The following is a 25,968-nucleotide window of genomic DNA, read 5'->3' as shown; positions in this document are numbered from 1 at the left end:
CTTGACGCCATGGCTTCACTGGCAATCTCGCCCCTAGTCTACACGCCGACCACGCCGCACCGCGATCCGGAAGCGCTGGTGCGCAAGCACCTGCCGCTGGTGCGCCGGATCGCCTGGCACATCCATGGGTCGATGAGTTCGCTCGTCGAGGTGGAGGATCTTATTCAGGTCGGGCTGGTCGCCCTGATCGAGGCGGCAGCCGGCTTCGAGGATCGCGGGCAGGTGACCTTCGAGCAGTATCTCGCAACGCGGCTCCGCGGCGCGATGATCGACGAATTGCGCCGTCAGGCAACCACCACGCGCGGCGCGATGCGCCGGCGCAAGGCCTATCAGGAAGCGGTATCGGTGCTGACCAACGAGCTGGGCCGCGCGCCCGATGACGAGCAGATCGCCGCGAAGCTGGGCATCACCGCCGAGAAGCTGCGCACCGACTATGCCAATGCCGAGGCGGTACGCTTCGATTCGATCGACGAGGCCTATTCGGACGAGAGCCCCTGGTTCATGTCCGACGAGCCCAGTGCCTTCGACCAGCTGGCCGAGAGCGACCAGCGCGAGGCGCTGATCGCCGCGATCACCGAGCTGCCCGAACGCGAGCAGCAGGTGATCCAGCTCTATTATGTCGAGGAACTCAACCTCGAGGAGATCGGCCAGGTGCTCGGCGTCGGCGCGGCGCGGATCTGCCAGATCAAGGCGAGCGCGCACGCCCGGCTGAAGAAGGGGCTGGCGCGAAGGCTGGGCTAGCGGGTGATTCCGGCCAGGATCAGGTCGATCCCGAACAGGAACTGCGCGCGGTCGTCATGGTCGCGCATCTGCAATGCAGTCTGGTGCACGAACGGATAGGCTTCCGGATCGAGCTGCATCCACTGCGCTGCCACATGCGCCAGGAACGCCTCGCGATCGACATCCTGTGGCGCCAGCCGGGGGTTCGCGGCATTCTGTCCCGCGACGCCCAGGATGTAGTGGACGAGCGCCGAGGCGGAATCCAATAGCCGCCGGCCGGTGAGACCCAGCGCCATCAGCGGTGCCCCGACCCGCTCGAAGATCAGCGGCATCGAGGATCGCCAGGGCTCCCGGAACAGCTGCGGTCCCGCCCAGGGATGCGCGTCGATCGCGTCGAACATCGCCAGCGCGACCGCGCGGATCGCCGCGCGCGGATCCGCCTCGTCGGCGATGTCCGCGATCACCCGTGCGACGACATGATCGGTCGCCGCCGCGAGCAGCTCGTTCTTGTCGGCGACGTGCCAGTAGATCGCTCCGCTACCCGTCTCGAGCCGCGCCGCCAGCGCACGGAAGGTCAGCGCCTGCGCGCCACCGGCGTCGAGCAACGCGATCGCCGCCTCGACGATCCTGTCCTTGGAAAGCGCTTCGCTGCGCTGGTTTCGTGCGGCCATGCCGCGTCTTGACATGAATGGAACGCCGTTCCAATCCACCTTTTGTGGAACAACGTTCCAGAATGATTCGGAGGCAGGAATGACGGTCGCAATCATCGGCGCGGGGCTGGGCGGTCTCGTCCTTGCGCGGGTGCTCCATGTCCATGGCATCGCCGCCACCGTGTACGAGTCGGACCTCTCGGCCGCGCATCGTGTTCAGGGCGGCATGCTCGATATCCATGTGGAGGATGGCCAGGTCGCGCTTGCCGCAGCCGGCCTCACCGACGCGTTCCGCGCGATCATCCATGAAGGCGGCGAGGCATCGCGCGCGCTCGCGCCGGACGGCAGCGTGCTGCTCGAAGTGCCCGACACCGGTACCGGCGGACGTCCGGAAGTGCTTCGCGGCGAGTTGCGGCGTATCCTGCTGGGCTCGCTGCCGGCAGGATCCGTGCAATGGGGAAGCAAGCTCGCCGAGGCCGTGCCACTGGGCGGCGGGCGGCACCGGCTCCGCTTCGCCGATGGCGCGACGGTGGAGACGAGCCTGCTCGTCGGCGCGGACGGCGCCTGGTCGAAGGTGCGCCCGCTGCTGTCTGACGCGCAGCCGGAGTATGTCGGCACCACCTTCATCGAGACCTGGCTGCGCGACGCCGATGCACGGCATCCGGCCACGGCGGAAGCGGTCGGCAGCGGCGCGCTGTTCGCGCTTGCGCCCGGCAAGGGCATCTTCGCCCACGGCGTACTCCATGCCTATATCGCCCTGTCCCGCCCGCTCGCCTGGATCGAGGCGATCGACTTCGCCGACCCCGCCGGTGCTGCCCGGGCGATCGCGGCGGAGTTCGAAGGCTGGGCGCCGGCGCTCACCGCGCTCATCACCGAGAGCGACGGCGCTCCGGTGCCGCGCATGCTCCACACGCTGCCGGACGACCATCGCTGGCATCGCGCGCCCGGCGTGACCCTGGTCGGCGACGCCGCGCACCTGATGCCGCCGGCGGGGGACGGCGCCAACCTCGCCATGGTCGATGGTGCGGAGCTGGGCCAGGCGATCGCGGCGCATCCGGGCGACGTCGAAGCCGCGCTCGCCGCCTATGAGCGCGTGATGTTCGCGCGCAGTGCCGCCACCGCGGTGGAGGCGCATCGCATGCTCGGCCTGTGCCTGGGCCCCGACAGCCCGGCCAGCCTCATCGATTTCTTCCTGGGCGCGCAGGCGGCAGCCGAGATATCGTAACTTTCGTTACCGTCATGCCGCGCGCCAGCTTGCGCCGCCCCGGAGCTTGCCCCACACATCCGCCCCGTTGGTATCATACGGGGGAGTTCACGTGACCAAGCATCTGTTCCTGGCCGGCGCGATGGCGTTCGGGCTGATGGCATCGCCGGCGCTCGCGCAGGACAAATGGACCGTCCGCCCCGAATGGGTCCGCGCGCATGAGAGCTTCCTCGCCAGCGACGCGCTGCAGGGCCGCGGCAGCGCGACCCGCGACGAGGCGATCGCCGCCGCGTACGTCGCCTCGCAGTTCGAAGGCTATGGCCTGAAGCCCGCGCCGGGGATGCCCGGCTATCTCCAGCCGGCCAAGATCATCCGCTATGCGGCGAACGGCCCCGCCGTGCTCGCCATCGCCGGCAAGCCGACCGCGGTGCCCACGGTGCTTGTCGGCGCGATCGACCCGGTCTCCGGCACCTCGGCAGTGTTCGACGGTGCGGATCCCGCCAGGATGCCGCATGCCGATGTCGTGTTCGTCACCGGCGGCAAGGGCTCGCCGATGGCGCTCGTCCGTGCAGCCAGGGCCGCCGGCGTGAAGCTGCTCATCGCCCGCGAGACCGAGATGACGCAGGGCATGTTCAAGGGCATGGGCGGCAAGCCGCGCCTCCCCGCCGGGCTGGAGGGGGCCACGCCGACGAGCTACGCCGCGCTCGCGACTCTGCCCTCGGCCGATTTCGACAAGGCGCTCGCCCAGGCCGGCGCACCGGTCAGCTTCACCCTGCCGGTCGCGCGCGAGGAATCGATCACCACCAATGCGATCGGCTGGCTGCCGGGCAGCGATCCCAAGGCCGGCGTGATCCTGGTCACTGCCCATCTCGATCACCTCGGCGTGCGGCCCGACGGCACGATCATGCACGGCGCCAATGACGACGCCTCGGGCACCACCGCCGTGCTCGAGCTGGCGCGGGCGATGGCCGCGGCGAAGCAGACCAGGCGCGGGCTGCTGTTCGTCGCCTATGGCAGCGAGGAGATCGGCGGCTATGGCTCGAGCTATTTCGGCGATCACCCGCCGGTGCCGCTCGACCAGATCGTCGCCAATATCGAGATCGAGATGATCGGCGCGCAGGATCCCAAGCTTCCCGCCGGCACGATGATGATGACGGGGTTCGAGCGCTCGACCCTGGGCGAGACGCTGAAGGCGCATGGCGCGCTGGTCGCCGCCGATCCCTATCCGGAGCAGAACTTCTTCGAGCGTTCGGACAATTATTCGCTCGCCGTGCGCGGCGTGGTCGCCCACACCATCTCGGGCTGGGCGGTCACGCCCAATTATCACACTGCGCAGGATACGCTGGAGAATCTCGACATCGCCTTCATGACCCGGGCGATCCAGTCGCTGGTCGCACCGCTCAAGTCGCTGGCGAACAGCGCGGCCAAGCCGGAATGGAAGCCGGGCGGGCGGCCGGAGAAGAAGTAAGCGGCCTCGGCCCGCTCCCCCATCCGGCCTCCCAGCGGCAGTATAGTATGGGAGGCCAGGTGGGGGAGCGGGCCGGTGCGGCACTTCAAAGAATGCGAAAAACCCCGGTGGTAACGACCACCGGGGTTCCCCATGCGCCCCCTTGTAATGGCAAGGGGTGACCGGCCTTGGTGCCTGTCAGGGGGGTGACACCCCGACCGGCACGCGCTTACTGAAGCAGCTTCAGAACCGACTGCTGGCTCTGGTTGGCCTGGGCGAGCATCGCGGTCGATGCCTGCGACAGGATCTGGGCCTTGGCCAGCGCCGTCGTCTCCGCCGAATAGTCGGTGTCCTCGATGCGGCTGCGTGCGTCGCTCAGATTGGCGATGTTGGTCGTCAGGTTGTTGACCACCGAGTCGAGGCGGCTCTGTGCGGCGCCGAGCGAAGCGCGGAGCGTGGCGACACCCTTAAGCGCGGTGTCGAGCGTGCCCTGGGCGCTGTCGGCGGTGCTCGACGAACCGATCGAGAGCGGCGCGACATAGTCCGCATCCGTCGGGTCGGTGCCGACACCGGTGATGCTGCCCAGGTCGAGCGCGTCGACGCTGATCGTGATCTTGTCGGTCGATTCCGAACCGGTCTGGATCGAGAAGGTCTTCGCCGCAGTCTCGCCGGTCTGGACGTCGGTCGGATCCGCCGGCGGCTTGCCGATCTGGAACAGCGCGTTGCCGTTGAACTTGGTGTTGGTCAGCACGTCCTTGATCTGCGAGGTCAGCTGCGTGACTTCGGCCTGCAGATTCTTGCGGTCGTCGTCCGAATAGGTGCCGCTCGACGACTGGACCGCCAGCTCGCGGACGCGCTGCAGCATGTTGGTCACTTCGTTGAGCGCGCCTTCCGCGGTCTGCGCCAGCGAGATGCCGTCATTGGCGTTGCGGACCGCCTGGGTCATGCCGCGGATCGAGGCGGTCATGGTCGAGGCGATCGCCAGGCCGGCGGCGTCGTCCTTGGCGCTGTTGATGCGCTTGCCGGTCGACAGGCGCTCCATCGCGGTGCTCAGCGTCTTGTTCGCGCCGGTCGAGGCGTTGGCGGCGCGCAGCGCCGCGGTGTTGGTCGAGATAACAGTCATGTTCGTTACTCCATGCTCGTCGGCTTCCCATTTACCCCCCTGAACGGGAGCCCGGAGCCGCCAAGCCAAGGAACGGCCGCGTTGCGCCCGGCTTAAGCAGAAAATTTCGCCGCTACGTGCGCACGCGTAGACGCGCCCGGAGCAAAACGGTGCGGCGACCGGCAATTTTACGCAGCGTTAACCAAATAAGTCCCAAAAGGAGATGGTGTCTCAGGGGGTAACAATGCGATCCATCCTTCCGTCGGCCGCCGTGCTTCGCCAGAAATATGCGCTCGTCTCGTCGCTGCGCGCGCAGGGTTTCGCGATCGGCACCGGCGAGGATGGCCGGCCCGGCGCCCATGACCTGTTCCTGGTCGCAGAGGGCGAAGTGCCCCCCGCCGCCGCACGCACGCTGATCCTGGGCGACGAAGGCCGGCAGGCGATCGCGTTCGGCGACGGCAACCCCGCCCGGCTTTCCTACACTTCGGACGATGCCGCGGTCGGTGCCGGTTTCGCGACCGCGCTGCTGCGCGGTCCGCACGAGCCCGTCGCCGCCGATCCCGAGAGCCTCGCGCTGCTGGCGCTGGCCGAGCGCGTCGCCGCGTCCGACATCACCGTGCTGATCAACGGCCCGACCGGCACTGGCAAGGAAGTGCTGGCCCGCGCGATCCACAACAATTCCACGCGTCGCGACGGGCCCTTCGTGGCGCTCAACTGCGCCGCCCTGCCCGAGACGATGCTCGAGGCGATGCTGTTCGGCCACCAGAAGGGCGCCTTCACCGGCGCATCCTCGGGCGGCCAGGGCTTCTTCCGCGCCGCGCATGGCGGCACCATCCTGCTCGACGAGATCGCCGAGATGCCGCTCGCCCTTCAGGCCAAGCTGCTGCGCGTGCTCCAGGAGCGCGAAGTGGTGCCGATCGGCGGCACCATGCCGGAAAAGGTCGATGTCCGCGTCGTCGCCTGCGCCAATCGCGACCTGCAGGGTGAAGTCACCGCCGGCCGCTTCCGCGCCGACTTGTACTATCGCCTCTCGGTCTTCCCGCTGATGACCAAGGCGCTGGCCGAGCGCCCCGGCGACATCGCCGCGCTTTCGGCCGCGATGGTCGTCCGCCATGCCGGCGGCCGCGGCGCGATGCCGTGGATCTCGAACGAGGCGCTCGAGGCGCTGCGCGACCATGACTGGCCGGGCAATGTCCGCGAGCTCGAGAACGTCATCCAGCGCGCACTGCTGCTCTGCGGCGGCCGCACCATCGATCCCGAGCACCTGATCTTCGACCGCCCGGCCGCGCCGCGCGTCGAGGTCGAGACCTCGGGCTCGCTGTCCAACATCGTCCAGATGCACGAGTTCGCCGCGATCCGCGAAGTGCTCGCCGAATGCGGCGGCAGCCGGATCGAGACGGCGAAGCGGCTCGGCATCTCGGAACGCACCCTGCGCTACCGCCTCGCCAAGGCGCGCGAGCAGGGCGAGAGCATCGACATCGGTAAGGCGAGGGCTTCGGCATGAGCGGCATCGACGGTATCGGCGGCGGTGGCGCGATGAGCGTCGACCGGGTCATGGCACTCCGCGCCCAGATCCTCGAGCGCAACGCCGCGCTCGCCAAGGCCAACGAGACTCCGGCCGGCACGGTCGCAGGTGCCGCGGGTGGCAAGCCCGCGGGCTTCGCCGCGTCGATGGAAGAAGCCTTCAAGCAGGTCAACCAGTCCCAGGCCCAGGCCGGCGCGCTCTCCGAAGCCTATGAGCGCGGCGAGACGGTCGACATCGCCAAGGTGATGCTCGCCCGCCAGCAGGCCTCGGTCGGCTTCGAGGCGACCCTGCAGGTCCGCAACAAACTCCTGTCCGCATACAAGGACATCATGAGCATGCCGGTGTAATCCATGAGCAACGCCCTCACCTCCACCGATGCACCCCTGATGCCCGCCGCTACGGGCCGCCTTGGTGCGCCGCTCGCCCAGATGCGCGGCATCCTCGCCCAGCCCGCGGTGAAGCGCGCGATGCCGCTGATCTTCCTGATCGGCCTGGTCGCCGCCGGCTTCCTCGCCTGGTCGCTGGTCTCGACCCCGCCGCAGCGGATCCTGTTCGCCAACGTGACCGACGCCGACAAGGCGGCGATCAGCTCGGCGCTGCAGGGCGCCAGCATCAAGTCGAGCATCGACAGCTCGGGCTCGATCACCGTCGCCGAGGACGATTACCACAAGGCGCGAATGCTGCTCGCCAGCCAGAACCTGCCCAAGGCGGCGCCGGGCGGCTACCAGATCCTCGACCAGCTGCCGATGGGCGTCAGCCGCGCCGTCGAAGGCGAGCGCCTGCGCCAGGCCCGCGAGACAGAGCTCGCCCGCTCGATCGAGGAAATCGATTCGGTCGCCGAGGCCCGCGTCCATCTCGCCACGCCCGAGGCCAGCGTCTTCGTCCGCGACAAGACCCAGCCCACCGCCTCGGTGATCCTCAAGCTCCAGCCCGGCCGCGCACTGGGCGAGGCGCAGACCCGCGCGATCGTCAACCTCGTCGCCTCGTCGGTTCCCGGCATGGCGGCCGAGAACGTCACCATCGTCGACCAGATGGGCGCGCTGCTCTCGAAGAAGGGCAACGAGGCCAATTCGGCGAGCGACGCCCGCATCGACTATCAGCGCCGTATCGAGGACAAGTATCGCGAGCAGCTCGTCCAGCTGCTGACGCCCCTGGTCGGCGCCGGCAACTTCACTGCCGAGGTGCAGGCCGATGTCGATCTCGACGAAAGCCAGGCGACCCGTGAAAGCTATGACAAGGAAGGCGCGGTCATTTCCGCCGAGCAGGGCGCATGGACCGGCACCAAGGACGGCCAGGCGCCGGGCGGCATTCCCGGCGCGCTCTCCAACACTCCGCCGCCGGCCAGCACCGTCACCGCACCCAATGCGCAGCCGACGCCGGGTGCCACGCCAGCTGCCGGCGCCACTGCCGCCGGCGCCAGCACCGCGACGCCGCAGAAGCAGAGCGACAGCTTCACCCGCACCTATGAGACCGGCAAGCAGGTCTCGGTCACCCGCCAGGCCCCGGGCAGCATCAAGCGCCTGTCGGTCGCGGTGCTGCTGCGCGAGGAATCGGGCAAGCCGCGCTCGACCGTGGAGATCCAGCAGATCACCCAGCTGGTCCAGGCCGCAGTCGGCTACAATCAGGGCCGCACCGACCAGGTGACGGTGATCAGCCGCAAGTTCAACGCCGCCGCCGATGCCGGCGACAAGGGCCCGGCCTGGTACGAGGCCGAATGGGTGCCGCTCGCCGCGCGCAACGCCACCGCATTGGTGATCGCGCTGCTCGTCCTGTTCCTCGGCGTCCGCCCGCTCACCAAGGCGCTGCTCAAGAAGCGCGAGGAGCCGGCCGCCGCCGGCAACCGTCCCGCGCTGGCGATGAGCGGCCCGGCCGGCGAGGAGGGCCAGATGCAGGGTGCCGCGCCCGTGTCGATCGACATGCTCGACAGCGCCGGCAACAGCTATGACGAGCGCGTCGGCCTGGTCCGCGGCTTCACTCGCGACAATCCCGCGCGCGCCGCCCTGGCGGTCCGCGACATGATCAAGGCAGACGCGCAATGAACGCCATCCGCAGCTTCAACGGCGTCGAGCGCGCCGCCGTCCTGATGATGCTGGTCGGCGAGGAGGAAGCCGCGGCCATCCTCCAGAAGCTCGATCCCGACGAAGTCCGCTCGCTCGGCAAGGCGATGTTCAACGTCGCCGACGTCAGCGAGGCCGAGGTCGACATCGTCCTCGACGATTTCGTGTTCAAGGCGCGCGAGCGCACCGGCGTCACCTTCGATCCGGCGCCGAAGATCGAGAGCATCATGACCAAGGCGCTCGGCCCCGAGCGTGCCTCGGGCGTGCTGGCGCGGGTGATGCCGGCCAGCCAGGCCGCCTCGATCGAATGGCTCGACTGGTTCGAGCCCGAGGAGATCGCCGGGATGATCGAGAACGAGCATCCGCAGATCGCCGCGGTGCTGCTCGCCAATCTCGATCCCGATATCGCCGCCAAGGTGTTCGAGCATCTGCCCGAGGTGGCGCAGCCGCAGATCCTGCGCCGCATCGCCAAGCTCGGCCCGGTGCCGCCCGAGGCGATCGAGACGCTGAAGACGATGCTCCAGGGCCGCGCCGGCATGGGCGGCCGCAAGTCGAGCGGCGGGCTCCAGCTCGGCGGCACGCGCGAGGCGGCGAAGATCCTCTCGGGCGCCCGCAAGATCACCGAGCAGCGCGTCATGCCCAAGCTCGCCAAGATCGACCGCGAGGTTGCCCGTGCGATCGAGGAGGCGATGTTCGTCTTCGACAACCTGCTCGAGCTCGACGACAAGAACCTGTCGACGCTGATCCGCAACATCGACACCACGATCCTGGTCAAGTCGCTCAAGGGCGTCGAGGAAGAGGTCCGCGAACGCTTCCTCGGCTGCATGTCGAGCCGCGCCGCCGACGGCATCCGGGACGAGATGGAGTCGCTCGGCCCCATGAAGATGGCCGATGTCCTCGACGCGCAGAAGGCGATGATCGCTATCGCCCGCGGGCTGGTGAAGGACGGCACGATCCAGATGCCGTCAAAGGGCGGGGACGACGACTATGTCTGATTTCGCGCCGGGCTTTGCCGGGCGGATCAGCGCCGCCGAACATGTCCTGGCCCGGGCCTTTGGCGACGGCGTCGGCTTCGCGCCGTCGGAAGTCGACCGGATCGGCCGCCGCGTGTTCGAGGAAGCGCCGGCCCAGCCGCGCCACTTCGCGCCCGCCAATCCGCAGGCCAACCCCACCGAAGGCTGGGATCCCTTCTCGGCCGATACCCAGCATGCCGCCGAGCCCGGGCCGTTCATCGATCCGATCGCCGCGGCGCACGAGGCGGGTTTCGCCGAGGGCCATGCCGCGGCTCTGGTCGAGGCAGAGGCCGTCCGCACGCGCGAAACGGCCTTGCTCGATCAGGTCTCGGCCGCGCTCGCCACCGGCGCGCATTTCGATCGCGACCGGATGGCCGGCCAGCTGCGCCAGACCGTGCTGCATCTCGTCACCAAGCTGGTCGGCGAAGTCGGCGTCGCGCCCGATGTGCTCGCCCAGCGGATCAACGCCGCTGTCGACCTTCTCGCCGACAGCGCCGAATCCGCGCTGCTCCGCCTCCACCCCGACGATGTCGCCTTCGTCCAGGGCAAGCTGCCCGCGAGCGTCTTCCCGGTCGGCGATCCGCACGTCCAGCGCGGTGGCTTCGTGATCGAGAGCGCCTCGACCATCGTCGAGGATGGCCCCGATCTGTGGCTCGAACAGCTAGCCCAGGCGATCGACCGCGTGCCGATTCCGCCCGCATGCTGAACCTGTTCACCGAAGACTATCTGGAAGGCCTGAGCTGCGGCGATTTCGCGCCGCGCCCGCGCATCTCAGGTCGCCTCTCGTCCTATGACGGGCTGCTGATGGAGGCCGTCGGCCTGCAATTGCCCGTCGGCACGGTCTGCGCGATCGGCGATGGCGACAGCCGGGTCGAAGCCGAGGTGATCGGCTTCCGCTCGGGCAAGACGCTGCTGATGAACCTGGGCGGCCCCGCTGCCTTGCTGCCCAATGCCCCGGTCCGTCCGGTCGGCGCGCCGGGCGAGGCGGAGGTCGGCGCGGCGATGCTCGGCCGCGTGGTAGATGGCTCGGGCAAGCCGATCGACGGGCTCGGCCCGATCCGCGGCGCAGGCAAATGGCCGCTCGCCGGCAAACTCCAGTCGCCACTGGACCGTGGAAGGGTTCTTCAGCCGCTCGATGTCGGCGTGCGTGCGATCAACGGGCTGCTGACCATCGGCCAGGGCCAGCGCGTCGGCATCATGGCCGGCTCTGGCGTCGGCAAGTCGGTGCTGCTCGGCATGATGGTCCGCGCGGCCCAGGCCGACGTGATCGTCATCGGCCTGATCGGCGAGCGCTCGCGCGAAGTCGCCGACTTCCTCGAGACCAAGGTCGCCGGCGCCGCCCGCGCGCGCTCGGTGGTCGTCGCCGTCCCTGCCAATCACTCGCCGGTGCTCCGCATCCGCGGCGCCTTGCGCGCCACCGCCATTGCCGAAGCCTTTCGCGACGAAGGCAAGAAGGTGCTGCTCATCATGGATTCGCTCACCCGCGTCGCCCATGCCGGCCGCGAGATCGGCCTGGCGCTGGGCGAGCCGGCTTCGGCCCGCGGCTACCCGCCTTCGGCCATCGCGATGCTTCCCAGCCTGATCGAGCGCGCCGGCACCGACGTGCACACCGGCGGATCGATCACCGCGATCTACACCGTGCTGGCCGACGGCGACGACGGCAACGATCCGGTGGTGGACAGCGCCCGCTCGATCCTCGACGGCCATATCGTCCTCTCGCGCGCGCTCGCAGAACGCGGCGTCTATCCGGCGATCGACCTCGGCCCCTCGGTCAGCCGCGTGATGACCGATATCGTTCCCAGGGAGCATGTCAGCGCCGCCCGCGTGCTGCGCCGCCATCTCGCGACCTATGAGGAGAATCGCGACCTGGTGCTGATGGGCGCCTATCGCGCTGGCGCCGATCCCGAGATCGACGCGGCGATCGCCTGCCACCCGGCAGTGATGGAATATATCCGCCAGGGCTCCGACGAGATCGTGACCCTGCCCGACGCAGTGACCGAGCTGGTCGGCGTGTTCGGTCATGGCTAGGTCGGTCAAGAAGCTCGACCGGCTGCTGCGTGTCCGCACGCTCCAGCTCGACCTGGTCCGCGCCGATGAAGTGCGCGCACTCGCCAAGGTCGACCAGGAAGCGAAACTGCGCGATCGCATCGCCAGCCTCGCCGCCAATGTCGCGCCGGCCCCCAGCGTTTCCGAATCGGCATCGAGCCTCGCCGCCGCCGCGCATTTCCGCGATCGCCTTCACCAGTCCGCCTTCGCCGCCGACAAGCGCGTCGAAGTCGCCGAGCAGGGCCTGGAGATGGCCCGCACCGCCACACGCGAGGCGCGGCGCGACCAGAACGCGATCGAGAAGCTGATCACCCGCGCCGAGGCCGATGCCGCGCTCAAGGCGCTGCGCGAGCTCGAGCAGCTCCCGCCCATGGGCAAAAATCGGCACGATATTTGCTGAGTACTCCGTGAACCACGTGTCACGGGGACTCGAACTTGATCCATCTCACCATCGCACTTCCCGGCATTGCCGTGGAGCCAGTCAAGCCGAACACCGCGATTCCCGCGGATGTGAGCGGCTTTGCGCTGGCCATGGGTGCGCTGATGCCGAAGATCGCGGCGTCCCCTGCCGGACCGCAGGGCAAGATCGCGGATGCGGCAATCCCGCTAGCCGAGGGGCAGGATCTTGCCGGTGACGGCAAGGAATTGCCGGATGCCGTGCTCGGCCTCGACGGCAAGAGCGAGGAGCAGGCGGGTTCCGACACTATGGCCGACAAGGACGATGCGAGCGCGGAGGACGCGCCTCCGCCCCCCTTCGCCTGGTTCGCCATCGCGCCGCCTCTGGCCGCTCCGCCCGAAGCGAAGGCGGAAACTGTCTCTGACGTAACCGTCGAAGCCAGCGGCAAGCGCGCGCGCAGTGAAGCCCAGTTGCCCGAAGTCCCGGTCGCGGAAACCGGTGAAGCCTCGCCCAAGGGCAAAGCCGAAGCGACCACGCCCAAGCCCGTCGCCACGACCGCACCAGCGACACCGCCAGCGATCCAGCCCGATGCCAGGCCGCAGCCGACCGCCCGCAACGGCGATGTCCAGCGCCAGTCCGTTGCAATCCCGGAAGCACCTGCGGAAACCTCCGCCACCAGCGCTGGCACCACGCCCGCCACTCCCAGCGACACCCCGTCCGGGACCGCCCTGCAGCCCCCGCTCGCCCAGCCGCCGCGCGAGCTGCGCAAGGCCGCGGCCGAGGCGCCGGTGGTCCGCATCGCGCTCGACAGGCCCGCCCCGTCGCAGAAGGTGTCGATCGCCGATGTGACTCCGGCACAGCCGCAGCCTGCCACGCCCGCGTCGCCTTCGGTCGCCGACCAGGTCTTCGCCGCGTTCGATCGGCCCCAGGCCCGCACCGCCAATGCCGGTGCGCCGAGCGACCAGCAGGTCGATCTCTCGACGCTCGCCGCGCCCACCACCGGCACGCAGACCGCTTCGGCGGTCGCCGCCGCCGGCCAGGGCCAGGACGCCGCGCTCGACATGGGTCACCAGGAGTGGACGTCGAAGATGATCGACAAGATCGAGACGCTGCAAGGCGCGGGCCCGGCCCGCGAGACCCGGCTGAGCCTGATGCCCGAGGCGCTGGGCAAGGTCGACATCGCGATCCGCCAGGACGATTCGGGCAACATCCACGTCCAGTTCAACACCGATACCCAGTCGGCGCGTCAGCTGATCGCCGATGCCCAGCCCAAGCTGGCCGAGATCGCGCAGGAACGCGGCATCCGCCTGGGCTCGACCAGCGTCGAATCGAACGCGGCGGGCACCAATGGCGGCACCGGTGCCGGCACCAGCTCGCAGATGAACCAGGGCCAGCGCCAGGACGCCGCGCCCAACCGCCACCAGCCTTCGGCACCGCCCAGCGCGCGCCGCGAGGCCCAGACCTCCACCCATGACGACGAACGGGTCGCCTGAGATCCGCGGAGATAGACGATGAGCGATATCAAGGATGCGGGCGCCGCTGCGCCGAAGAAGAAAAAGGGCAAGCTGCTGCTGCTCGTGGGCCTGCCGGTGCTGCTGCTCGGCGGCGGCGGGGGCGCGGCCTTTTATGGCATGCAGGCCGGCTGGTTCAGCGCCGCCGCCCATGCCGAGGAAGCCGACGAGCCGCACCTCGTGCCGAAGAGCGAAGAGAAGCGCGCCTCGATGAAGGGCGGCGGCGAAGGCGGCCATGGCGGCGAAGGCGAGGGCGAGGCTCCCGGCCATGGCGGCAAGCCCACGCCCAAGGGCGAAGGCGGCGACAAATATGCCTCCTCCTATTATCCGATGGAGAAGGAGTTCACCTCCAATCTCCAGGACAGCGTCCACTTCGTTCAGGTCGGCCTTGCCGTGTCGACCCCCTATGACGAGCGCGTCCTCGAGAACATCAAGACGCATGAGATCGCGATTCGCTCGGCGGTGCTGATGGCGTTGGGCGAGACGACCGAGGACGAAGTCTTCACCGCCGAGGGCAAACGCCACATCCAGGACCGGCTGGCGAAGGCAATCAACGGCGTTTTGAAGGAAAAGGAAGGCTTTGGCGGCGTTAGTAACGTCTACTTTACCAATTTCATTGTTCAGTGAACGGGCATGGTTAACAGCCCTTCACCAGACGGCTCGGCCGAACGACGGGAACGCCCCCGGACCAGCGCGGAACACGCGCCGGTGCTGGGGACGGCCAACCTGAATCCGTTCGGCGATCTGGTCACGCTGCAGCACCTCAGTGCGCGTCTGGCCAAGTCGTTGAAGGGCGCCTTTGAGGGGCTGCTCAGGAAAGACATGCGCGCCTGGGCCGAGCCGCTCTCGGTCCAGCGCTTTGCCGATTACAAGGCGGAACGCGGCGGCGTGCTTTCGGCCTGGCAGCCGATGGCGATGGGCAATGCCCGTGCCCGCGCGCAGTTCGTGCTCGAGGCCGGGCTGGTGTTCGAGATGCTCGACGCATTCTTCGGCGGCGACGGCGAAGCGCCGAACCCGCTGCCGAACGAGTTCACCCCCGCCGCGGAAGCGCTGGTCGGCCGGCTGGCCCAGTCGACCGCCGGGCTGCTCGACAAGGCCTGGGAACCGCTGTCGCGCATCGCCTTTCGTGCCGAGGGTGAGTCCAATCTCGCCGCCGCGCCCGATCTCGGCGCCGACGATCCGGTGGTGGTCACCCGCTTCGGCCTGGCCGAGGGCGAGGGCCGTCCGCATTTCTTCGACATTCTCTATCCCGTCGCCGCGCTGAAGCCGCACGGCGCCGCGCTGATGGTCAAGGTTCACGGCAACAAGGACGAGGTCGAGCCCGAATGGCGCTCGGGCCTCACCCGCGCGGTGATGGCGGTTACCCTGCCCGTCCGCTCGGTGCTCGCCGAACCGACCATGCAGCTCGGCCGCCTGCTCGAGCTCAAGGAAGGCGACATCATCCCGATCGATTTCGGCCCCGAGGTTCCGGTGATGGTGGCCAAGCGCCGTCTGGGCACCGGCCTCGTCGGCACCGCCAATGGCCGCGCCGCGGTCCGCCTTACTTCGCTCGAACCGATCAACGCAGAGGACTTCCAATGAACGACATGACGACCGCATTCCCGGTCGACTCTGCCGTCGCCGCCAATTTCCGGCTGCTGCAGGATGTCGACGTCAAGCTGACCGTCGAGATCGGCTCGACCCGGCTGACCCTGCGCGAGCTGCTCGCGCTGGGCGAAAGCAGCGTGATCGAGCTCGACCGCGAAGCCAACGAACTGCTTGACGTGTTCGTCAACGGCACGCTGATCGGCCGCGGCGAAGTCGTCACGGTCGGCGAGAAGTTCGGCGTGCGGATGACCGAGCTGGTCAGCCCTGACAAGCGCGCGGGCCGCTGATCCCATGACCTGGTACATCATCAAGCTGATCGTGCTGCTGCCGCTCGTCTGCGGCCTGCTGGTCGGCTGCCTCTATGCCTGGCGCAAGCTCGAGGCGCGCCTGCCCAAGAACCAGCAGACCCGCATGGTGCAGCTCAAGGAGACGATGATGCTCTCGCCGGGCCTGCGCCTCGCCGTCATCGAGTTCGAGGGGCAGAAACTGCTCGTCTCGGTCAGCCGCAGCGGCGTCACCCTGGTGGACAAGCAGCAATGACCCGCGCCCTCGTCTCCGCCCCGCGCACGGTCGGGGGACGTGCGGCGCTATTCGTCGGCATCCTGGCCTTCCTCGTCCTTTTCGCCTTCCCGGCCTTCGCACAGGGTGCCGCACCGGCGGTGCCGACCCCGGTCGCCACCCCGGGCATGGGCGATGCGGTGGATCGCGCGCTCGGCGACCTTGGCGGCGGCAACGCGCCGCTGAGCCTGTCGCTCCAGGTCCTCATCATCATGGGCCTGCTCTCGGTGCTGCCGGGCATCCTGCTGATGATGACCAGCTTCACCCGGATCATCATCGTGCTCGCCCTGCTCCGCCAGGCGCTGGGCCTCCAGCAGACCCCGCCGAACCAGGTGCTGATCGGCCTCGCGCTGTTCCTCAGCTTCTTCGTGATGGCGCCGACGCTCGGCACGATGAACACCAATGCGATCCAGCCCTATTCGGCCGGCAAGATCGGCGCGAGCGAGATGATCGCCCGGTCGGGCGACGCGCTGCACGGCTTCATGATCAAGCAGACTCGCACCAAGGACGTCACCCTGTTCGCGGGCCTCGCCAAGAGCGGCCCCTATGCGAAGCCGCAGGACGTGCCCTTCTCGGTGCTGCTTCCCGCCTTCGTCACCAGCGAGCTCAAGACCGCCTTCCAGATCGGCTTCCTGATCTTCCTGCCCTTCATCGTGATCGATCTCGTCGTCGCCACCGTGCTGATGGCGCTCGGCATGATGATGATGTCGCCAACGATCATCTCCCTGCCCTTCAAGCTGCTGCTCTTCGTCCTGGTCGACGGATGGGCGCTGACGATGGGCTCGCTCGCCTCCAGCTTCGTGAGTTAGCGCAATGGACGCCGAATATTTCCTCACCGTCGGCCGCGAGGCGATGTGGGTGCTGGCACTCGCCGCCACCCCGATCCTGGTGCCCGCCTTGCTCGCCGGCCTGGTGCTCGGCATGGTCCAGGCGGCCACCTCGATCCAGGAGCAGACGCTCACCTTCGTCCCCAAGCTGGTCGTGGTCGCGATCAGCCTGGTGATCTTCGGCTCGATGATCATGGGGCTGCTCGGCGATTTCACCGTGAGCATCTTCGAGCGCATCCCGGACCTGGTGAAGTAATCAAGCGATGATGGGCTTCGGCCTCTCGATCGAGCCGCAGCTCTGGGCGCTGCTGTTCGCCATGGTGCGGATCGGTGCGGCGTTCATCACCGCGCCGATCTTCAGCGCGATGGCGATCCCTTTGCCCGCGCGCATCGCGCTCACCGGCGCGATCGGCGTGCTGGTGATGAACGTCGCCCACATCGCGCCGCCGGCCGAGATCTTCTCGCTCACCACCTTCCTCGCCATCGCTGCCGAGGCGCTGATCGGCCTGGCCATGGGATTCGTACTGCAGGTGGCGTTTGCCGCTCCGATGGTGGCTAGCGAGGTCATTTCGATGTCGATGGGCCTGGGCTTCGCCAATGCGGTCGATCCCAATAGCGGCCATTCGACTCCGGCGATCGGCACCTTCCTGTCGCTGATGCTCACCCTGATCTTCCTGGCGCTCGACGGCCATCTCGTCCTCGTCGAGCTGGTCGTGCGCAGCTATGAGGTGATGCCGCCCGGTGCCTGGATCGCGCCCGAGCGGCTGCTCGGCATCGCGATGTTCGGCGGCTACACCTTCCTCGCCGGGTTGCTGCTCTCGCTGCCGATCGGCTTCCTGCTGCTTTGCCTCAACCTGATCGTCGGCATGCTGAGCCGCGCCGCCCCGGCGCTCAACCTGTTCGCGGTCGGCCTGCCCGCCAGCCTGCTGTTCGGCGTGGTCGCACTGCTGCTCGCGCTCCCCGCGATGGGGGACTATCTCGTCGTCATCATCCGCGAAGCGCTCGCGATGATGCCGCAGCTGGTGCTCGGCTGATGTCCGAGTCCGGCGGCGAAAAGACAGAAGCCCCAACACCGAAGCGCAAGCGGAAAGCTGCGGAAGAAGGCCAAATACTCAGCTCGAAGGACTTCGGCACCGCGCTGATCGTCCTTCTCGGCTGCGCCTGGATGGCGACGCTCGGCCCCGCGCTGGTCCGCGCCTGCAAGGAAGTGATGGTCGGCAGCTTCACCTTCACCGTCGCCGATGTCGAGGATTTCGAGCCCTGGCGTCCGATCGCCGCCGCCGCATGGAAGCTCGCGCTGCCGATCGGCGGACTGCTGCTGCTCGCCGTCGCCGGCGCCGTGCTCAGCCATGTCGGCCTCGCCGGCCTGCGCTGGAATTCCAAGCTGTTCGCCCCCAAGGCCTCGCGCATCAACCCGGCCTCGGGCCTGGCCCGCATCTTCGGCCCCAATGGCTGGATCGAGCTGGGCAAGGGGCTGCTCAAGGTCGTGCTGCTCGGCAGCATCGGCACCTGGCTGCTGTGGTCGCTGACCAGCCGCTCGCTCGGGCTGGTCGAGGCCGATCTGCACGGCGCGATCGGCGCGATGGGCAACGAGTTCCTCTACCTGCTCTTCGTCATGGCCGGCGGGCTGCTGCTGATCGCCGGCGTCGACCTGCCGATCCAGATCCTCCGCCACATGGCCAAGCTGCGCATGACCAAGCAGGAAGTGAAGGACGAGCACAAGGAAGCCGAAGGCTCGCCCGAGGCCAAGATGGCGCAGCGCCAGCGCCAGCGTCAGATCCTGAAGGGCGGCTTCCGCAAGGCGGTGGAGACCGCGCATGTCGTCATCACCAACCCGACGCACTTCGCCGTGGCACTGCGCTACGAGCAGGGCCAGGACCAGGTGCCGGTGGTGGTCGCCAAGGGGCGCGGGGCGACTGCATTGGCGATCCGCGAGCTGGCCGGCGAGCTCGCGGTACCGATCCTCGAATATCCGCAACTCGCCCGCGCGGTCTATTACACCAGCAAGGAAAACCAGCAGATTCGCGACGACCTCTATATGGCGGTGGCGACCGTGCTCGCCTTCGTCTTCCAGGTCAGCGGGCGCGCCGGCGCGGTCCAGCCGCCGGTCACCGTGCCCGACACCGCGCTTTTCGACGAAAACGGCCGGAAACAGGCGCGTCCGCACTAAAATCGGCAGCGCTCCGGCCGTTTAACGGTGGGAGAGCAGGGGGACGAAATGGCCGTCGAATCGATCGCGAAGACGCTGGGCACCGGATCGGGGATCGATGTCACCGCGCTGGTCACCTCGCTTGTCGAGAACAGCTTCGCCAACAAGAACCAGGCGATCACCACCAAGAACGATGCGCTCACCGCGCAGATCTCCTCGGTCAGCACGATCAAGGGAAACATCAGCGACTTCGCTGCGGCGCTCGCCTCGCTCACCAGCTCGGGCTCGCTCGCCACCCAGCCGACCAGCTCGAACACCGGTATCGTCAACGTCACCCGGCTTTCCGGCGCCGACCTCGCCGGGTTGAACGCGACGATGGAAGTCCGCCAGCTCGCCCAGGGCCAGGTTTCCAGCTCGCAGGCATTCAGCGGCGGCAGCAGCAGCGTGGTCGGCGGAGGCAAGCTCACCCTGAGCTTCGGCACCGCGACGGTGAGCAGCGGCGCGATGACCGGCTTCACCCAGGGCGGCGGCACGCCGGTCGAGATCGACGTGCCCGCCAATGCCACGCTGTCCGACGTCGCCGCCGCGATCAACGCCAAGAAGGCCGGCGTCACCGCCACGATCCTGAGCGATTCGACCGGCGCGCGGCTGGTGCTCAAGAGCGCGACCGGCTCCTCCCAGGCCTTCACGCTCAGCGGCACCGACGGCCTTTCCCAGCTCGATGTCGGCCCCGGCGCCACCGGCTCGACGATCAGCGCAACCGCGCAGGACGCCCGGGTCGCGATCGACGGCGTCGAGGCGAAATACCCGACCAACAGCATCACCACGATGATCCCCGGCGCGCGGATCGACCTGGTCTCCGCCTCGGTCGGCACCAAGGTGACCATCGGCGCCAGCTCGCCGAGCACCGCGCTTAGCCAGGCGGTGTCGAACTTCGTCGAGACCTACAACCAAGTGTTCAAGGCGGTGCAGACGGCGACCGATCCGGTCAACGGCCCACTCAAGTCCGATCCCGCAGCCAAGCAGCTGCTCCAGCAGCTCAAGCGGCTGACGCTGAGCGACCTGGTTCCCGGTGCCGCCGTCGATTCCCCGTCCAAGCTCGCCGATCTCGGCGTGAAGACCAATCGCGACGGCACGCTGAGCCTCGACAGCGCGCGGCTGTCCAAGGTGCTCACCGACTATCCCAACGACGTCGAGAAGATCTTCGCCGAGAGCGCGGGGCTGACCAAGGCCCTTTCCGGCATCTCGGATATCGCGACCAGCACCAAGAGCGGCCTGGGCGCCAGCGCCGACAAGTACAGCAAGGCGCAGGAAGACCTGGCCGACCAGAAGACCAAGATCGCCTCGGATACCGAGAAGCTGCGCGATCGCATGACCCAGCAATTCGCCGCGATGGACGCCAAGGTCGCCGCCTACAAGTCGACCCAGACCTTCCTGCAGCAGCAGATCGACGCCTGGAACGCGAAGGACTGATGCGCTACGCCTCGGCCCTGGCCGCCAATCCCGCGGATACCTATCGCCAGATCGACATCGTCGGCCGGACCGCCGGTGGCGATCCGCACGCGCTGGTCGGGCTGCTCTACGAAGAGGGCATCGCCGCGCTGCGTACCGCCGCCTGGGCAGTCGAGCGCCGAAACTATTCCGTCCGCGGCGAACGCGTCGCCCGCGCCACCGCCATCCTGTTCGCGCTCGAGGCCGGGCTCGATTTCGACAAGGGCGGCGAGGTCGCCAGGACGCTCGCCACTTTCTATCACGGGCTGCGCGGCGAGGTCCTGCAGGCCGCGACCGGCACCGATCCCGCGCCGTTCCGCGAGGCGGCCAACAGCCTGGACGAAATTGCCCGCGCCTGGAACAGCCTCAAGGCGACGCTGGCCTAGCTGGCGCCCCAGCGGGCCAGCACCTCGGCCACGCTTTCCTCCGCCGCGGGCAGGATTCCAGCCGGAGTCGCGGAGAAGCGCGGCGCCGGCATCGGCTGCATCGCACCGCCCGATGCCGCGAAGGTGCCGCGCGCACGATTGTGCGGGTGGAGCGGCGCCTCGGTGAGCGAGAGCACCGGCGACACGCACCCTTCCCCGCCTTCGAACAGCGCCGCCCATTCGTCGCGCCCGCGTGAGGCGAAGGCGGCGGCGAACTCTTCGGTCAGCGCCGGCCAGCAGCTGCGGTCGAACTGGTCGAACTTCTCCGCCGCGATGCCGAGCCCGGTGCAGAGCGCACGGAAGGCCTGGGGATCGAGCGCCCCCACCGCGACATGGCGGCCATCGGCACAGGCATAGCAGCGATAATAGGGCGCCCCGCCATCGACCATGTTGGCGGCCCGTACATCGGACCAGCGGCCCGAAGCGTGGAGCGCGTAATAGAGCGACATCATCGATGCGGTGCCGTCCACCTGCGCCGCCTCGATCACTTGGCCGCGTCCGGTCGCCTGGGCGGCGAGGATGGCGGAGACCAGGCCGAGCGCGAGGAACAGCGATCCACCGGCATATTCGCCGATCAGGTTGAGCGGCGGCACCGGCGCGGCGGCCGGGCCGATCGCGTGGAGCGCGCCCGATAGCGCGAGATGGTTGATGTCGTTGCCCGGCGTGCCGGCGAGCGGCCCCTCGCGGCCCCAGCCGCTGGTGCGCGCATAGACCAGCCGGGGATTGAGCGCGAGGCAGCGCGCGGGATCGAGCCCGACCTGCTCCGCCACGCCCGGCCGATAGCCCTCGATCACGCCGTCCGCCTCGGCGATCAGCGACAAGGCCTGCTCGCGCCCTGCCGCCTGGCTGAGGTCGAGCGACACTTCCGAGCGGCCGCGATAGAGCGCCGCCGCCAAGGCACTGCCTTCGCTGCCGGGCCGGCGGATCCGGATCACGTCGCAGCCGAGATCGGCGAGCAGCATGCCGGCGAACAGCACGCTGCCCGGCATGTCGAGTTCGATGATGCGCAGGCCCGCCAGGGGACCGTGCGTTGCTGCAACCATTTGGGTCCCCCTTGGGCGTTTCACCCATGCATAGCCGCAGCTTGCACCCCAGGTCCACGGCAGCGCGCACTCTGGCGCTCGCCCGAGCTTTGGGTTAGCGCAACCGCATGTCGGCACCTCACATCGTCGCGCTGGGCGGCACCCTGCGCCCCGAATCCGCCACCGGACGCCTGCTCGCGGCGACGCTCGCCAAGGCCGAGGCGCGCGGTGCCCGCACCACGCTGCTCACCGGCGAGGCGATCGCCTTCCCGCACTACGAGCCGGGCAATGTCGAGGGGAATCCGGCGGTGATGCGCTATCTGGAGGCGCTGCGCTCGGCCGATGCGGTGATCGTCGGCTCGCCCGGCTATCACGGCACGCTCTCGGGCCTGGTCAAGACCGCGCTCGACTATGTCGAGGCGCTGAGCAAGGACGAGCGCCCCTATTTCGACGGGCTGCCCGTCGGCCTGATCGCCACCGCCGCCGGCTGGCAGGCAGCGGTCTCGACCCTGCAGGCGCTGCGCACCATTACCCATGCCCTGCGCGGCTGGCCGACCCCGATGGGCCTGGCGATCAACACGATCGAACCCGGCGACGCCCTCGACAAGTGCAACGGCCCGATGGACGTGATGGTGGGGCAGATCTTCAACTTCCTGGGACGCTGATCCAAGCAGGGTTGCCCGCCACTTAACTGTTTCGTGATTGTTGCAGGCGTAGAATGCCGGCCATGGACGAGGCTTCGGCACAGGAAGGCATCGGTAGTCGCCGGCGCGCCACGCGTACCATCCTGGCCGTCGACGACAGCCGGACGAACCTGCACGTCCTCGCCCATCGCCTCGGCCAGCTCGGCTATCTCGTCGTGCTCGCCGATGGCGGATCCCAGGCACTCGAGCTGGTTTCCGCCCGCGGCTTCGATCTCGTCCTGGTCGACCGGGTGATGCCCGAAGTCTCGGGCCTCCACGTGCTCCAGGAAATCCGCGGCACGCGCGACACCACCGATCTGCCGGTGATCATGGTCACCAGCCAGACCGACCCGCGCGGCGCGATCGAGGCGCTGCAGGCCGGCGCCGACGATTATCTCGAGCGGCCCTATGAATTCGAGGAGCTCGCCGCCCGGATCGAGCGGGTGCTGGCGCGTGCCGACCGGATGGAGGAGCTCAAGCGCTCCAACCTGGCGCTCGACGCACGCATCGCCGCCCGGGCGATCGAGCTGGGCGAGGCGCGCAGCGACCTCGCCGCCACCCGCGCCGAACTGGACCGCTTCCGCCGCTGAGCGGCTAGCGCTCGAACCAGTGCCGGCCGAGGAAATAGCCGGCGATCGCCACCGCCATCACCACGCACAGGGCCACCACCCCGGCAAAGGCCCAGGGCTCGTGCGCAAAGGGGATGCCGGCCACATTCATGCCGAGCAGGCCGGTGATGAAGGTCAGCGGCAGGAACACCATCGCCACCACCGCGATCATCAGCGAGCGCTGGTCGATCAGCTCGGAACGCAGGTCGGTCAGCGTCTCGTGGGTGAGCGCGGCCCGCTCGCGGATGCTCTCCAGCTCCTCGGCCATGCGCGCGGCGCGGTCGGCGGCGGCAGCGAGGTGGAGCCGGTCGTCCTCGGCCAGCCATTCTACCGGCAGCCCGGCCAGCTTCTCCAGCGCCGCGCGCTGCGGATAGAGGAAGCGCCTGAGCCCGATCGCCTTGACCCGCGTCTCGTTGACCAGCCGGCGCAGGTCGAAGGCGCGGTGGCGCGAGATCTGCTCCTCGCAATCGTCGAGCGAATCGCCCAGCTCGGCGACCATCGGGTCGAGCTCCTCGGTGATCGCCTGGGCGATCGCGGCGATCAGGTCGCCCGGATCGAGGATCTTGCCGTTCTCGACCTGCTTGCGCACCGGCTGGACCGCGTTGAGTTGCTTGCGCGAGACCGAGAAGACGCAGCCGCCATGCGCGTACATGCGGATCGAGGCGAGCGGATCGGAGCTGTCGAGCGTCTCGGACGACATGCCGCGCAGGTTGATCAGCGCCGCCGGCCCGAACAGGTCGCAGCGCGGGCGCGTCTCCATCGCGGTCAGCGCCTCGATCACCGGCTGGGGCAGCTTGGCCTCGCCGCTCAGCCAGAGCTGGGCGCGCTCGTCATTGGTGTTGAGGTGAATCCAGCTCAGCGGGGCATTCTTGCCCAGCGCTTCCTTGAGGATCGGCTGCTCCACCTTCCCGTCCCGGACGATATAGGCGAAGCCGCTCACGCGCCGATCTCCAGCCAGACCGAAAGGCCGGGCCCAGGCGCCTCGGGGGGAGCGGTGCAGGCGATGCGCGGGGCATCGGCCCGGGCGCGGTCTAACAGGGCGGTCGGCACGCCGGGAAAATGGTACACGCGCTCGGCCTGCGCAAGCGCCCGCGCCTGGCGCAGGGTGAGATCGTCCGGATCGGCACTGGTCAGGACGAAGCGCGCCAGCCGGGCCGCCTCGGGCTCGCCGATCCGCCCGACCACGTCGCCGCCCAGCCCCTCGGCCAGCGCGGCGCCGATCGCGCGGCGGCGATCGGCGATGTCGGGGAAACGCGCGCGCAGTTCCGGGCGCGCCGCCTGCAATGCCCTGGCGGTCTCGCCCAGATCGGCGGGCAGCTCGGCCTCGAGCTTCTGCCGGATCGCCGCCGCCAGCCCGGCCGACACCCCGCCGGTGCCAACCGCCACCAGCACCGGATCGCGCTCGACGATCGCGGGCAGGGTGAAGTCGCACAGGTCGGGCCGGTCGACGGTGTTCACCAGCACACCACGGGCACGCAGCCGCGCGACAATGGGTTCGGGATCGTCGGCCGCGACGATGGCGAGCGCGGCCTCGGCCGCCTCATCGACGATCGCCGCGCCGGCACGCTCGAGCAGCCGGCGCTTGGCCTCCGCCGCCTCGCCGCTGCCGATCAGCATCACCGGCCGCCCTGCCAGCTTCACGAAGATCGGCAGGGCGTTCAGCGTCATCCTACTTCAGCCAGTCCGGGATCTGCTCTTCGCCCATGATCGTCTCGGCGGTGATCCGCCCCGCGACGACCTCGAACCGGTCGCCCGAGACCAGCACTTCGGGCACCAGTGCGCGGCTGTTGTACGTGCTCGCCATGGTCGCGCCGTACGCGCCGGCGCTCTGCAGCACCGCCAGGTCGCCGCCCTTCAGCGCGTCGATCTCGCGGTTCTTGAGGAACACGTCGCTGCTCTCGCAGACCGGCCCGCAGACATTGGCGACCATCGTCTCGCCGCTCGGCGTAACCGAGGCGAAGCCGTGATAGGCGTCGTACAGCGCCACGCGCTGCAGGTCGTTCATCGCCGCGTCGACCACAACCCAGGGATTGGTAACGCCCGGCTTCACCCACAGCACTTCGGTGAGCAGCACGCCGGCATTGGCCGAGATGTGGCGGCCCGGCTCGAACATCAGCTCGACGTCCCAGTCCCTGGTCACCCGCGCGACCATCTCGCCGAACGCGGCCGAGGTCGGCGGCACGTCGCCGGGCTTGTAGGCGACGCCCAGGCCGCCGCCCAGGTCGACATGGGTGATGGTGTGGCCGGCCGCACGCAGCTCGGCGACCAGCTTGCCGACGCGCTCGAACGCGGCCTCGAGCGGGGCGAGGCTGAGCAGCTGGCTGCCGATGTGCACCGCCACGCCGCGCAGGTTGATGCCCTCCAGCTTGGCCAGCCGGTCGAAGATCGCCGGCGCCTGGTCGATCGGCAGGCCGAACTTGTTCTCGGCCTTGCCGGTCGAGATCTTCTCGTGCGTGCCCGCATCCACGTCCGGATTGACGCGCAGCGCCGCCGGCGCGACCAGGCCCTTGGCATGGGCGATCTCGGCGAGGACGGCGCCCTCTTCCTCGAGCTCGAGGTTGAACTGGCCGATCCCGGCGTCGAGCGCCTGGTGCAGCTCCTTGCGGGTCTTGCCGACGCCCGAGAACACCACGTCATGCGCCGGGATGCCCGCCGCCAGCGCACGCGACAGCTCGCCGCCCGACACGACGTCGGCGCCATAGCCTTCGTTCGCCAGCAGGCGGAGCACCGCGAGGTTCGGATTGGCCTTCACCGCGAAGGCGACATGATGCCGGCCGACCGGCTTCAGCCCCTCGCGAAAGGCGCGGGCGGATTCGCGGAACGCCTCGGTCGAATAGACATAGACGGGGGTACCGACCTGCTCGGCGATGCGCGCGAGCGGAACATTCTCGGCGTGCAGTTCGCCGCCGATCACTTCGAAATGGGACACTGAAAGACTTCCTGTAG

Annotated in this window: 29 protein-coding genes; 23 read left to right on the top strand and 6 right to left on the bottom strand. The window is 68.8% G+C overall.

Annotation, left to right across the window (positions count from 1 at the left end; genetic code table 11):
• Positions 1 to 9: 9 nt before the first annotated feature.
• Complete coding sequence (locus tag GGR46_RS16840; protein ID WP_183999189.1) at positions 10 to 741, top strand: sigma-70 family RNA polymerase sigma factor; 732 nt, start codon at positions 10 to 12, stop codon at positions 739 to 741.
• Here GGR46_RS16840 and GGR46_RS16835 read toward each other — a convergent pair.
• On the bottom strand, positions 738 to 1,391 hold the full coding sequence (locus tag GGR46_RS16835) for a TetR/AcrR family transcriptional regulator (RefSeq protein WP_221262832.1): 654 nt from the start codon (positions 1,389 to 1,391) through the stop codon (positions 738 to 740). The two genes, GGR46_RS16840 and GGR46_RS16835, sit on opposite strands and share 4 nt — an antisense overlap.
• Before the next feature lie 79 nt (positions 1,392 to 1,470).
• Between GGR46_RS16835 and GGR46_RS16830 the strand changes: the two genes are divergently transcribed.
• Both GGR46_RS16830 and GGR46_RS16825 read left to right on the top strand, forming a co-directional pair.
• Entirely contained in the window at positions 1,471 to 2,595 is a 1,125-nt protein-coding gene (locus GGR46_RS16830; RefSeq protein WP_183999187.1) for an FAD-dependent oxidoreductase, read from the top strand.
• A 91-nt stretch (positions 2,596 to 2,686) separates the two neighbouring features.
• A complete protein-coding gene (locus tag GGR46_RS16825; RefSeq protein WP_343058217.1) occupies positions 2,687 to 4,042 on the top strand; it encodes a M28 family metallopeptidase in 1,356 nt (451 codons plus the stop codon).
• A 208-nt stretch (positions 4,043 to 4,250) separates the two neighbouring features.
• Here the strand turns inward: GGR46_RS16825 and GGR46_RS16820 are convergent, their stop codons facing one another.
• On the bottom strand, positions 4,251 to 5,144 hold the full coding sequence (locus GGR46_RS16820) for a flagellin N-terminal helical domain-containing protein (RefSeq protein WP_183999186.1): 894 nt from the start codon (positions 5,142 to 5,144) through the stop codon (positions 4,251 to 4,253).
• A gap of 223 nt (positions 5,145 to 5,367) precedes the next feature.
• Between GGR46_RS16820 and GGR46_RS16815 the strand changes: the two genes are divergently transcribed.
• From GGR46_RS16815 to GGR46_RS16730, 18 genes are all read left to right on the top strand, one after another.
• Positions 5,368 to 6,627: a sigma-54 interaction domain-containing protein gene (locus tag GGR46_RS16815; protein ID WP_183999185.1), complete on the top strand. Its 1,260-nt coding sequence runs from the start codon at positions 5,368 to 5,370 to the stop codon at positions 6,625 to 6,627.
• On the top strand, positions 6,624 to 6,995 hold the full coding sequence (gene fliE / locus GGR46_RS16810) for a flagellar hook-basal body complex protein FliE (RefSeq protein ID WP_183999184.1): 372 nt from the start codon (positions 6,624 to 6,626) through the stop codon (positions 6,993 to 6,995). The genes GGR46_RS16815 and fliE overlap by 4 nt, the downstream gene beginning before the upstream one ends.
• Positions 6,996 to 6,998: 3 nt before the next feature.
• Positions 6,999 to 8,687: a flagellar basal-body MS-ring/collar protein FliF gene (gene fliF, locus GGR46_RS16805; RefSeq protein WP_183999183.1), complete on the top strand. Its 1,689-nt coding sequence runs from the start codon at positions 6,999 to 7,001 to the stop codon at positions 8,685 to 8,687.
• Complete coding sequence (fliG, locus tag GGR46_RS16800) at positions 8,684 to 9,700, top strand: flagellar motor switch protein FliG (RefSeq protein ID WP_183999182.1); 1,017 nt, start codon at positions 8,684 to 8,686, stop codon at positions 9,698 to 9,700. The genes fliF and fliG overlap by 4 nt, the downstream gene beginning before the upstream one ends.
• Positions 9,693 to 10,424 (top strand): FliH/SctL family protein, encoded by a 732-nt coding sequence (locus tag GGR46_RS16795; RefSeq protein WP_183999181.1) that lies wholly within the window; start codon positions 9,693 to 9,695, stop codon positions 10,422 to 10,424. The genes fliG and GGR46_RS16795 overlap by 8 nt, the downstream gene beginning before the upstream one ends.
• Positions 10,418 to 11,746 (top strand): FliI/YscN family ATPase, encoded by a 1,329-nt coding sequence (locus tag GGR46_RS16790; RefSeq protein WP_183999180.1) that lies wholly within the window; start codon positions 10,418 to 10,420, stop codon positions 11,744 to 11,746. Before GGR46_RS16795 ends, GGR46_RS16790 begins: the two co-directional genes overlap by 7 nt.
• Positions 11,739 to 12,164, top strand: a complete 426-nt coding sequence (locus tag GGR46_RS16785; protein WP_183999179.1) for a hypothetical protein — start codon at positions 11,739 to 11,741, stop codon at positions 12,162 to 12,164. Before GGR46_RS16790 ends, GGR46_RS16785 begins: the two co-directional genes overlap by 8 nt.
• 35 nt (positions 12,165 to 12,199) lie before the next feature.
• Complete coding sequence (locus GGR46_RS16780; RefSeq protein WP_183999178.1) at positions 12,200 to 13,654, top strand: flagellar hook-length control protein FliK; 1,455 nt, start codon at positions 12,200 to 12,202, stop codon at positions 13,652 to 13,654.
• A gap of 18 nt (positions 13,655 to 13,672) precedes the next feature.
• Positions 13,673 to 14,299, top strand: coding sequence for a flagellar basal body-associated FliL family protein (locus GGR46_RS16775; RefSeq protein WP_183999177.1), 627 nt, complete (start codon positions 13,673 to 13,675; stop codon positions 14,297 to 14,299).
• An 81-nt stretch (positions 14,300 to 14,380) separates the two neighbouring features.
• Positions 14,381 to 15,253 carry a flagellar motor switch protein FliM gene (locus GGR46_RS16770; protein ID WP_343058214.1) on the top strand — a complete coding sequence of 291 codons (873 nt, stop codon included), beginning with the start codon at positions 14,381 to 14,383 and terminating at the stop codon, positions 15,251 to 15,253.
• Positions 15,250 to 15,546 carry a flagellar motor switch protein FliN gene (fliN, locus tag GGR46_RS16765; protein WP_183999175.1) on the top strand — a complete coding sequence of 99 codons (297 nt, stop codon included), beginning with the start codon at positions 15,250 to 15,252 and terminating at the stop codon, positions 15,544 to 15,546. The genes GGR46_RS16770 and fliN overlap by 4 nt, the downstream gene beginning before the upstream one ends.
• 4 nt (positions 15,547 to 15,550) lie before the next feature.
• Positions 15,551 to 15,799 carry a flagellar biosynthetic protein FliO gene (locus GGR46_RS16760; RefSeq protein ID WP_183999174.1) on the top strand — a complete coding sequence of 83 codons (249 nt, stop codon included), beginning with the start codon at positions 15,551 to 15,553 and terminating at the stop codon, positions 15,797 to 15,799.
• Positions 15,796 to 16,626, top strand: a complete 831-nt coding sequence (fliP, locus tag GGR46_RS16755; protein ID WP_183999173.1) for a flagellar type III secretion system pore protein FliP — start codon at positions 15,796 to 15,798, stop codon at positions 16,624 to 16,626. Before GGR46_RS16760 ends, fliP begins: the two co-directional genes overlap by 4 nt.
• A gap of 4 nt (positions 16,627 to 16,630) precedes the next feature.
• Positions 16,631 to 16,900: a flagellar biosynthesis protein FliQ gene (gene fliQ, locus GGR46_RS16750; protein ID WP_183999172.1), complete on the top strand. Its 270-nt coding sequence runs from the start codon at positions 16,631 to 16,633 to the stop codon at positions 16,898 to 16,900.
• Between the two features lie 7 nt (positions 16,901 to 16,907).
• A complete protein-coding gene (fliR, locus tag GGR46_RS16745; protein WP_183999171.1) occupies positions 16,908 to 17,678 on the top strand; it encodes a flagellar biosynthetic protein FliR in 771 nt (256 codons plus the stop codon).
• Entirely contained in the window at positions 17,678 to 18,814 is a 1,137-nt protein-coding gene (flhB, locus tag GGR46_RS16740; protein ID WP_183999170.1) for a flagellar type III secretion system protein FlhB, read from the top strand. The genes fliR and flhB overlap by 1 nt, the downstream gene beginning before the upstream one ends.
• 48 nt (positions 18,815 to 18,862) lie before the next feature.
• Positions 18,863 to 20,266 (top strand): flagellar filament capping protein FliD, encoded by a 1,404-nt coding sequence (gene fliD / locus GGR46_RS16735; RefSeq protein ID WP_183999169.1) that lies wholly within the window; start codon positions 18,863 to 18,865, stop codon positions 20,264 to 20,266.
• Positions 20,266 to 20,670, top strand: coding sequence for a flagellar export chaperone FliS (locus GGR46_RS16730; RefSeq protein ID WP_183999168.1), 405 nt, complete (start codon positions 20,266 to 20,268; stop codon positions 20,668 to 20,670). Before fliD ends, GGR46_RS16730 begins: the two co-directional genes overlap by 1 nt.
• Here GGR46_RS16730 and GGR46_RS16725 read toward each other — a convergent pair.
• The gene (locus tag GGR46_RS16725; RefSeq protein WP_183999167.1) at positions 20,667 to 21,752 is read right to left on the bottom strand and encodes a CaiB/BaiF CoA transferase family protein; all 1,086 of its coding nucleotides are present in this window, start codon (positions 21,750 to 21,752) and stop codon (positions 20,667 to 20,669) included. The two genes, GGR46_RS16730 and GGR46_RS16725, sit on opposite strands and share 4 nt — an antisense overlap.
• A 107-nt stretch (positions 21,753 to 21,859) precedes the next feature.
• On the opposite strand from GGR46_RS16725, the gene GGR46_RS16720 reads away from it, so the two are divergent.
• Positions 21,860 to 22,396 (top strand): NADPH-dependent FMN reductase, encoded by a 537-nt coding sequence (locus GGR46_RS16720; protein WP_183999166.1) that lies wholly within the window; start codon positions 21,860 to 21,862, stop codon positions 22,394 to 22,396.
• Between the two features lie 53 nt (positions 22,397 to 22,449).
• Positions 22,450 to 23,004, top strand: a complete 555-nt coding sequence (locus tag GGR46_RS16715; RefSeq protein WP_246426197.1) for a response regulator — start codon at positions 22,450 to 22,452, stop codon at positions 23,002 to 23,004.
• A gap of 4 nt (positions 23,005 to 23,008) precedes the next feature.
• On the opposite strand, the gene GGR46_RS16710 is transcribed toward GGR46_RS16715, so the two are convergent.
• The 3 genes from GGR46_RS16710 to lysA are packed head-to-tail and all read right to left on the bottom strand — an operon-like array spanning position 23,009 to position 25,951.
• Positions 23,009 to 23,962 carry a CorA family divalent cation transporter gene (locus GGR46_RS16710; protein ID WP_183999164.1) on the bottom strand — a complete coding sequence of 318 codons (954 nt, stop codon included), beginning with the start codon at positions 23,960 to 23,962 and terminating at the stop codon, positions 23,009 to 23,011.
• Positions 23,959 to 24,690 (bottom strand): precorrin-2 dehydrogenase/sirohydrochlorin ferrochelatase family protein, encoded by a 732-nt coding sequence (locus GGR46_RS16705; protein ID WP_183999163.1) that lies wholly within the window; start codon positions 24,688 to 24,690, stop codon positions 23,959 to 23,961. Before GGR46_RS16705 ends, GGR46_RS16710 begins: the two co-directional genes overlap by 4 nt.
• Position 24,691: 1 nt before the next feature.
• Positions 24,692 to 25,951 (bottom strand): diaminopimelate decarboxylase, encoded by a 1,260-nt coding sequence (lysA, locus tag GGR46_RS16700; protein ID WP_183999162.1) that lies wholly within the window; start codon positions 25,949 to 25,951, stop codon positions 24,692 to 24,694.
• Positions 25,952 to 25,968: the final 17 nt, after the last annotated feature.

The organism is Sphingomonas kyeonggiensis (genome assembly GCF_014196745.1).
In the GTDB taxonomy this organism is placed as follows: domain Bacteria; phylum Pseudomonadota; class Alphaproteobacteria; order Sphingomonadales; family Sphingomonadaceae; genus Sphingomonas; species Sphingomonas kyeonggiensis.
This window is presented reverse-complemented; position numbering and strand designations above follow the sequence as displayed.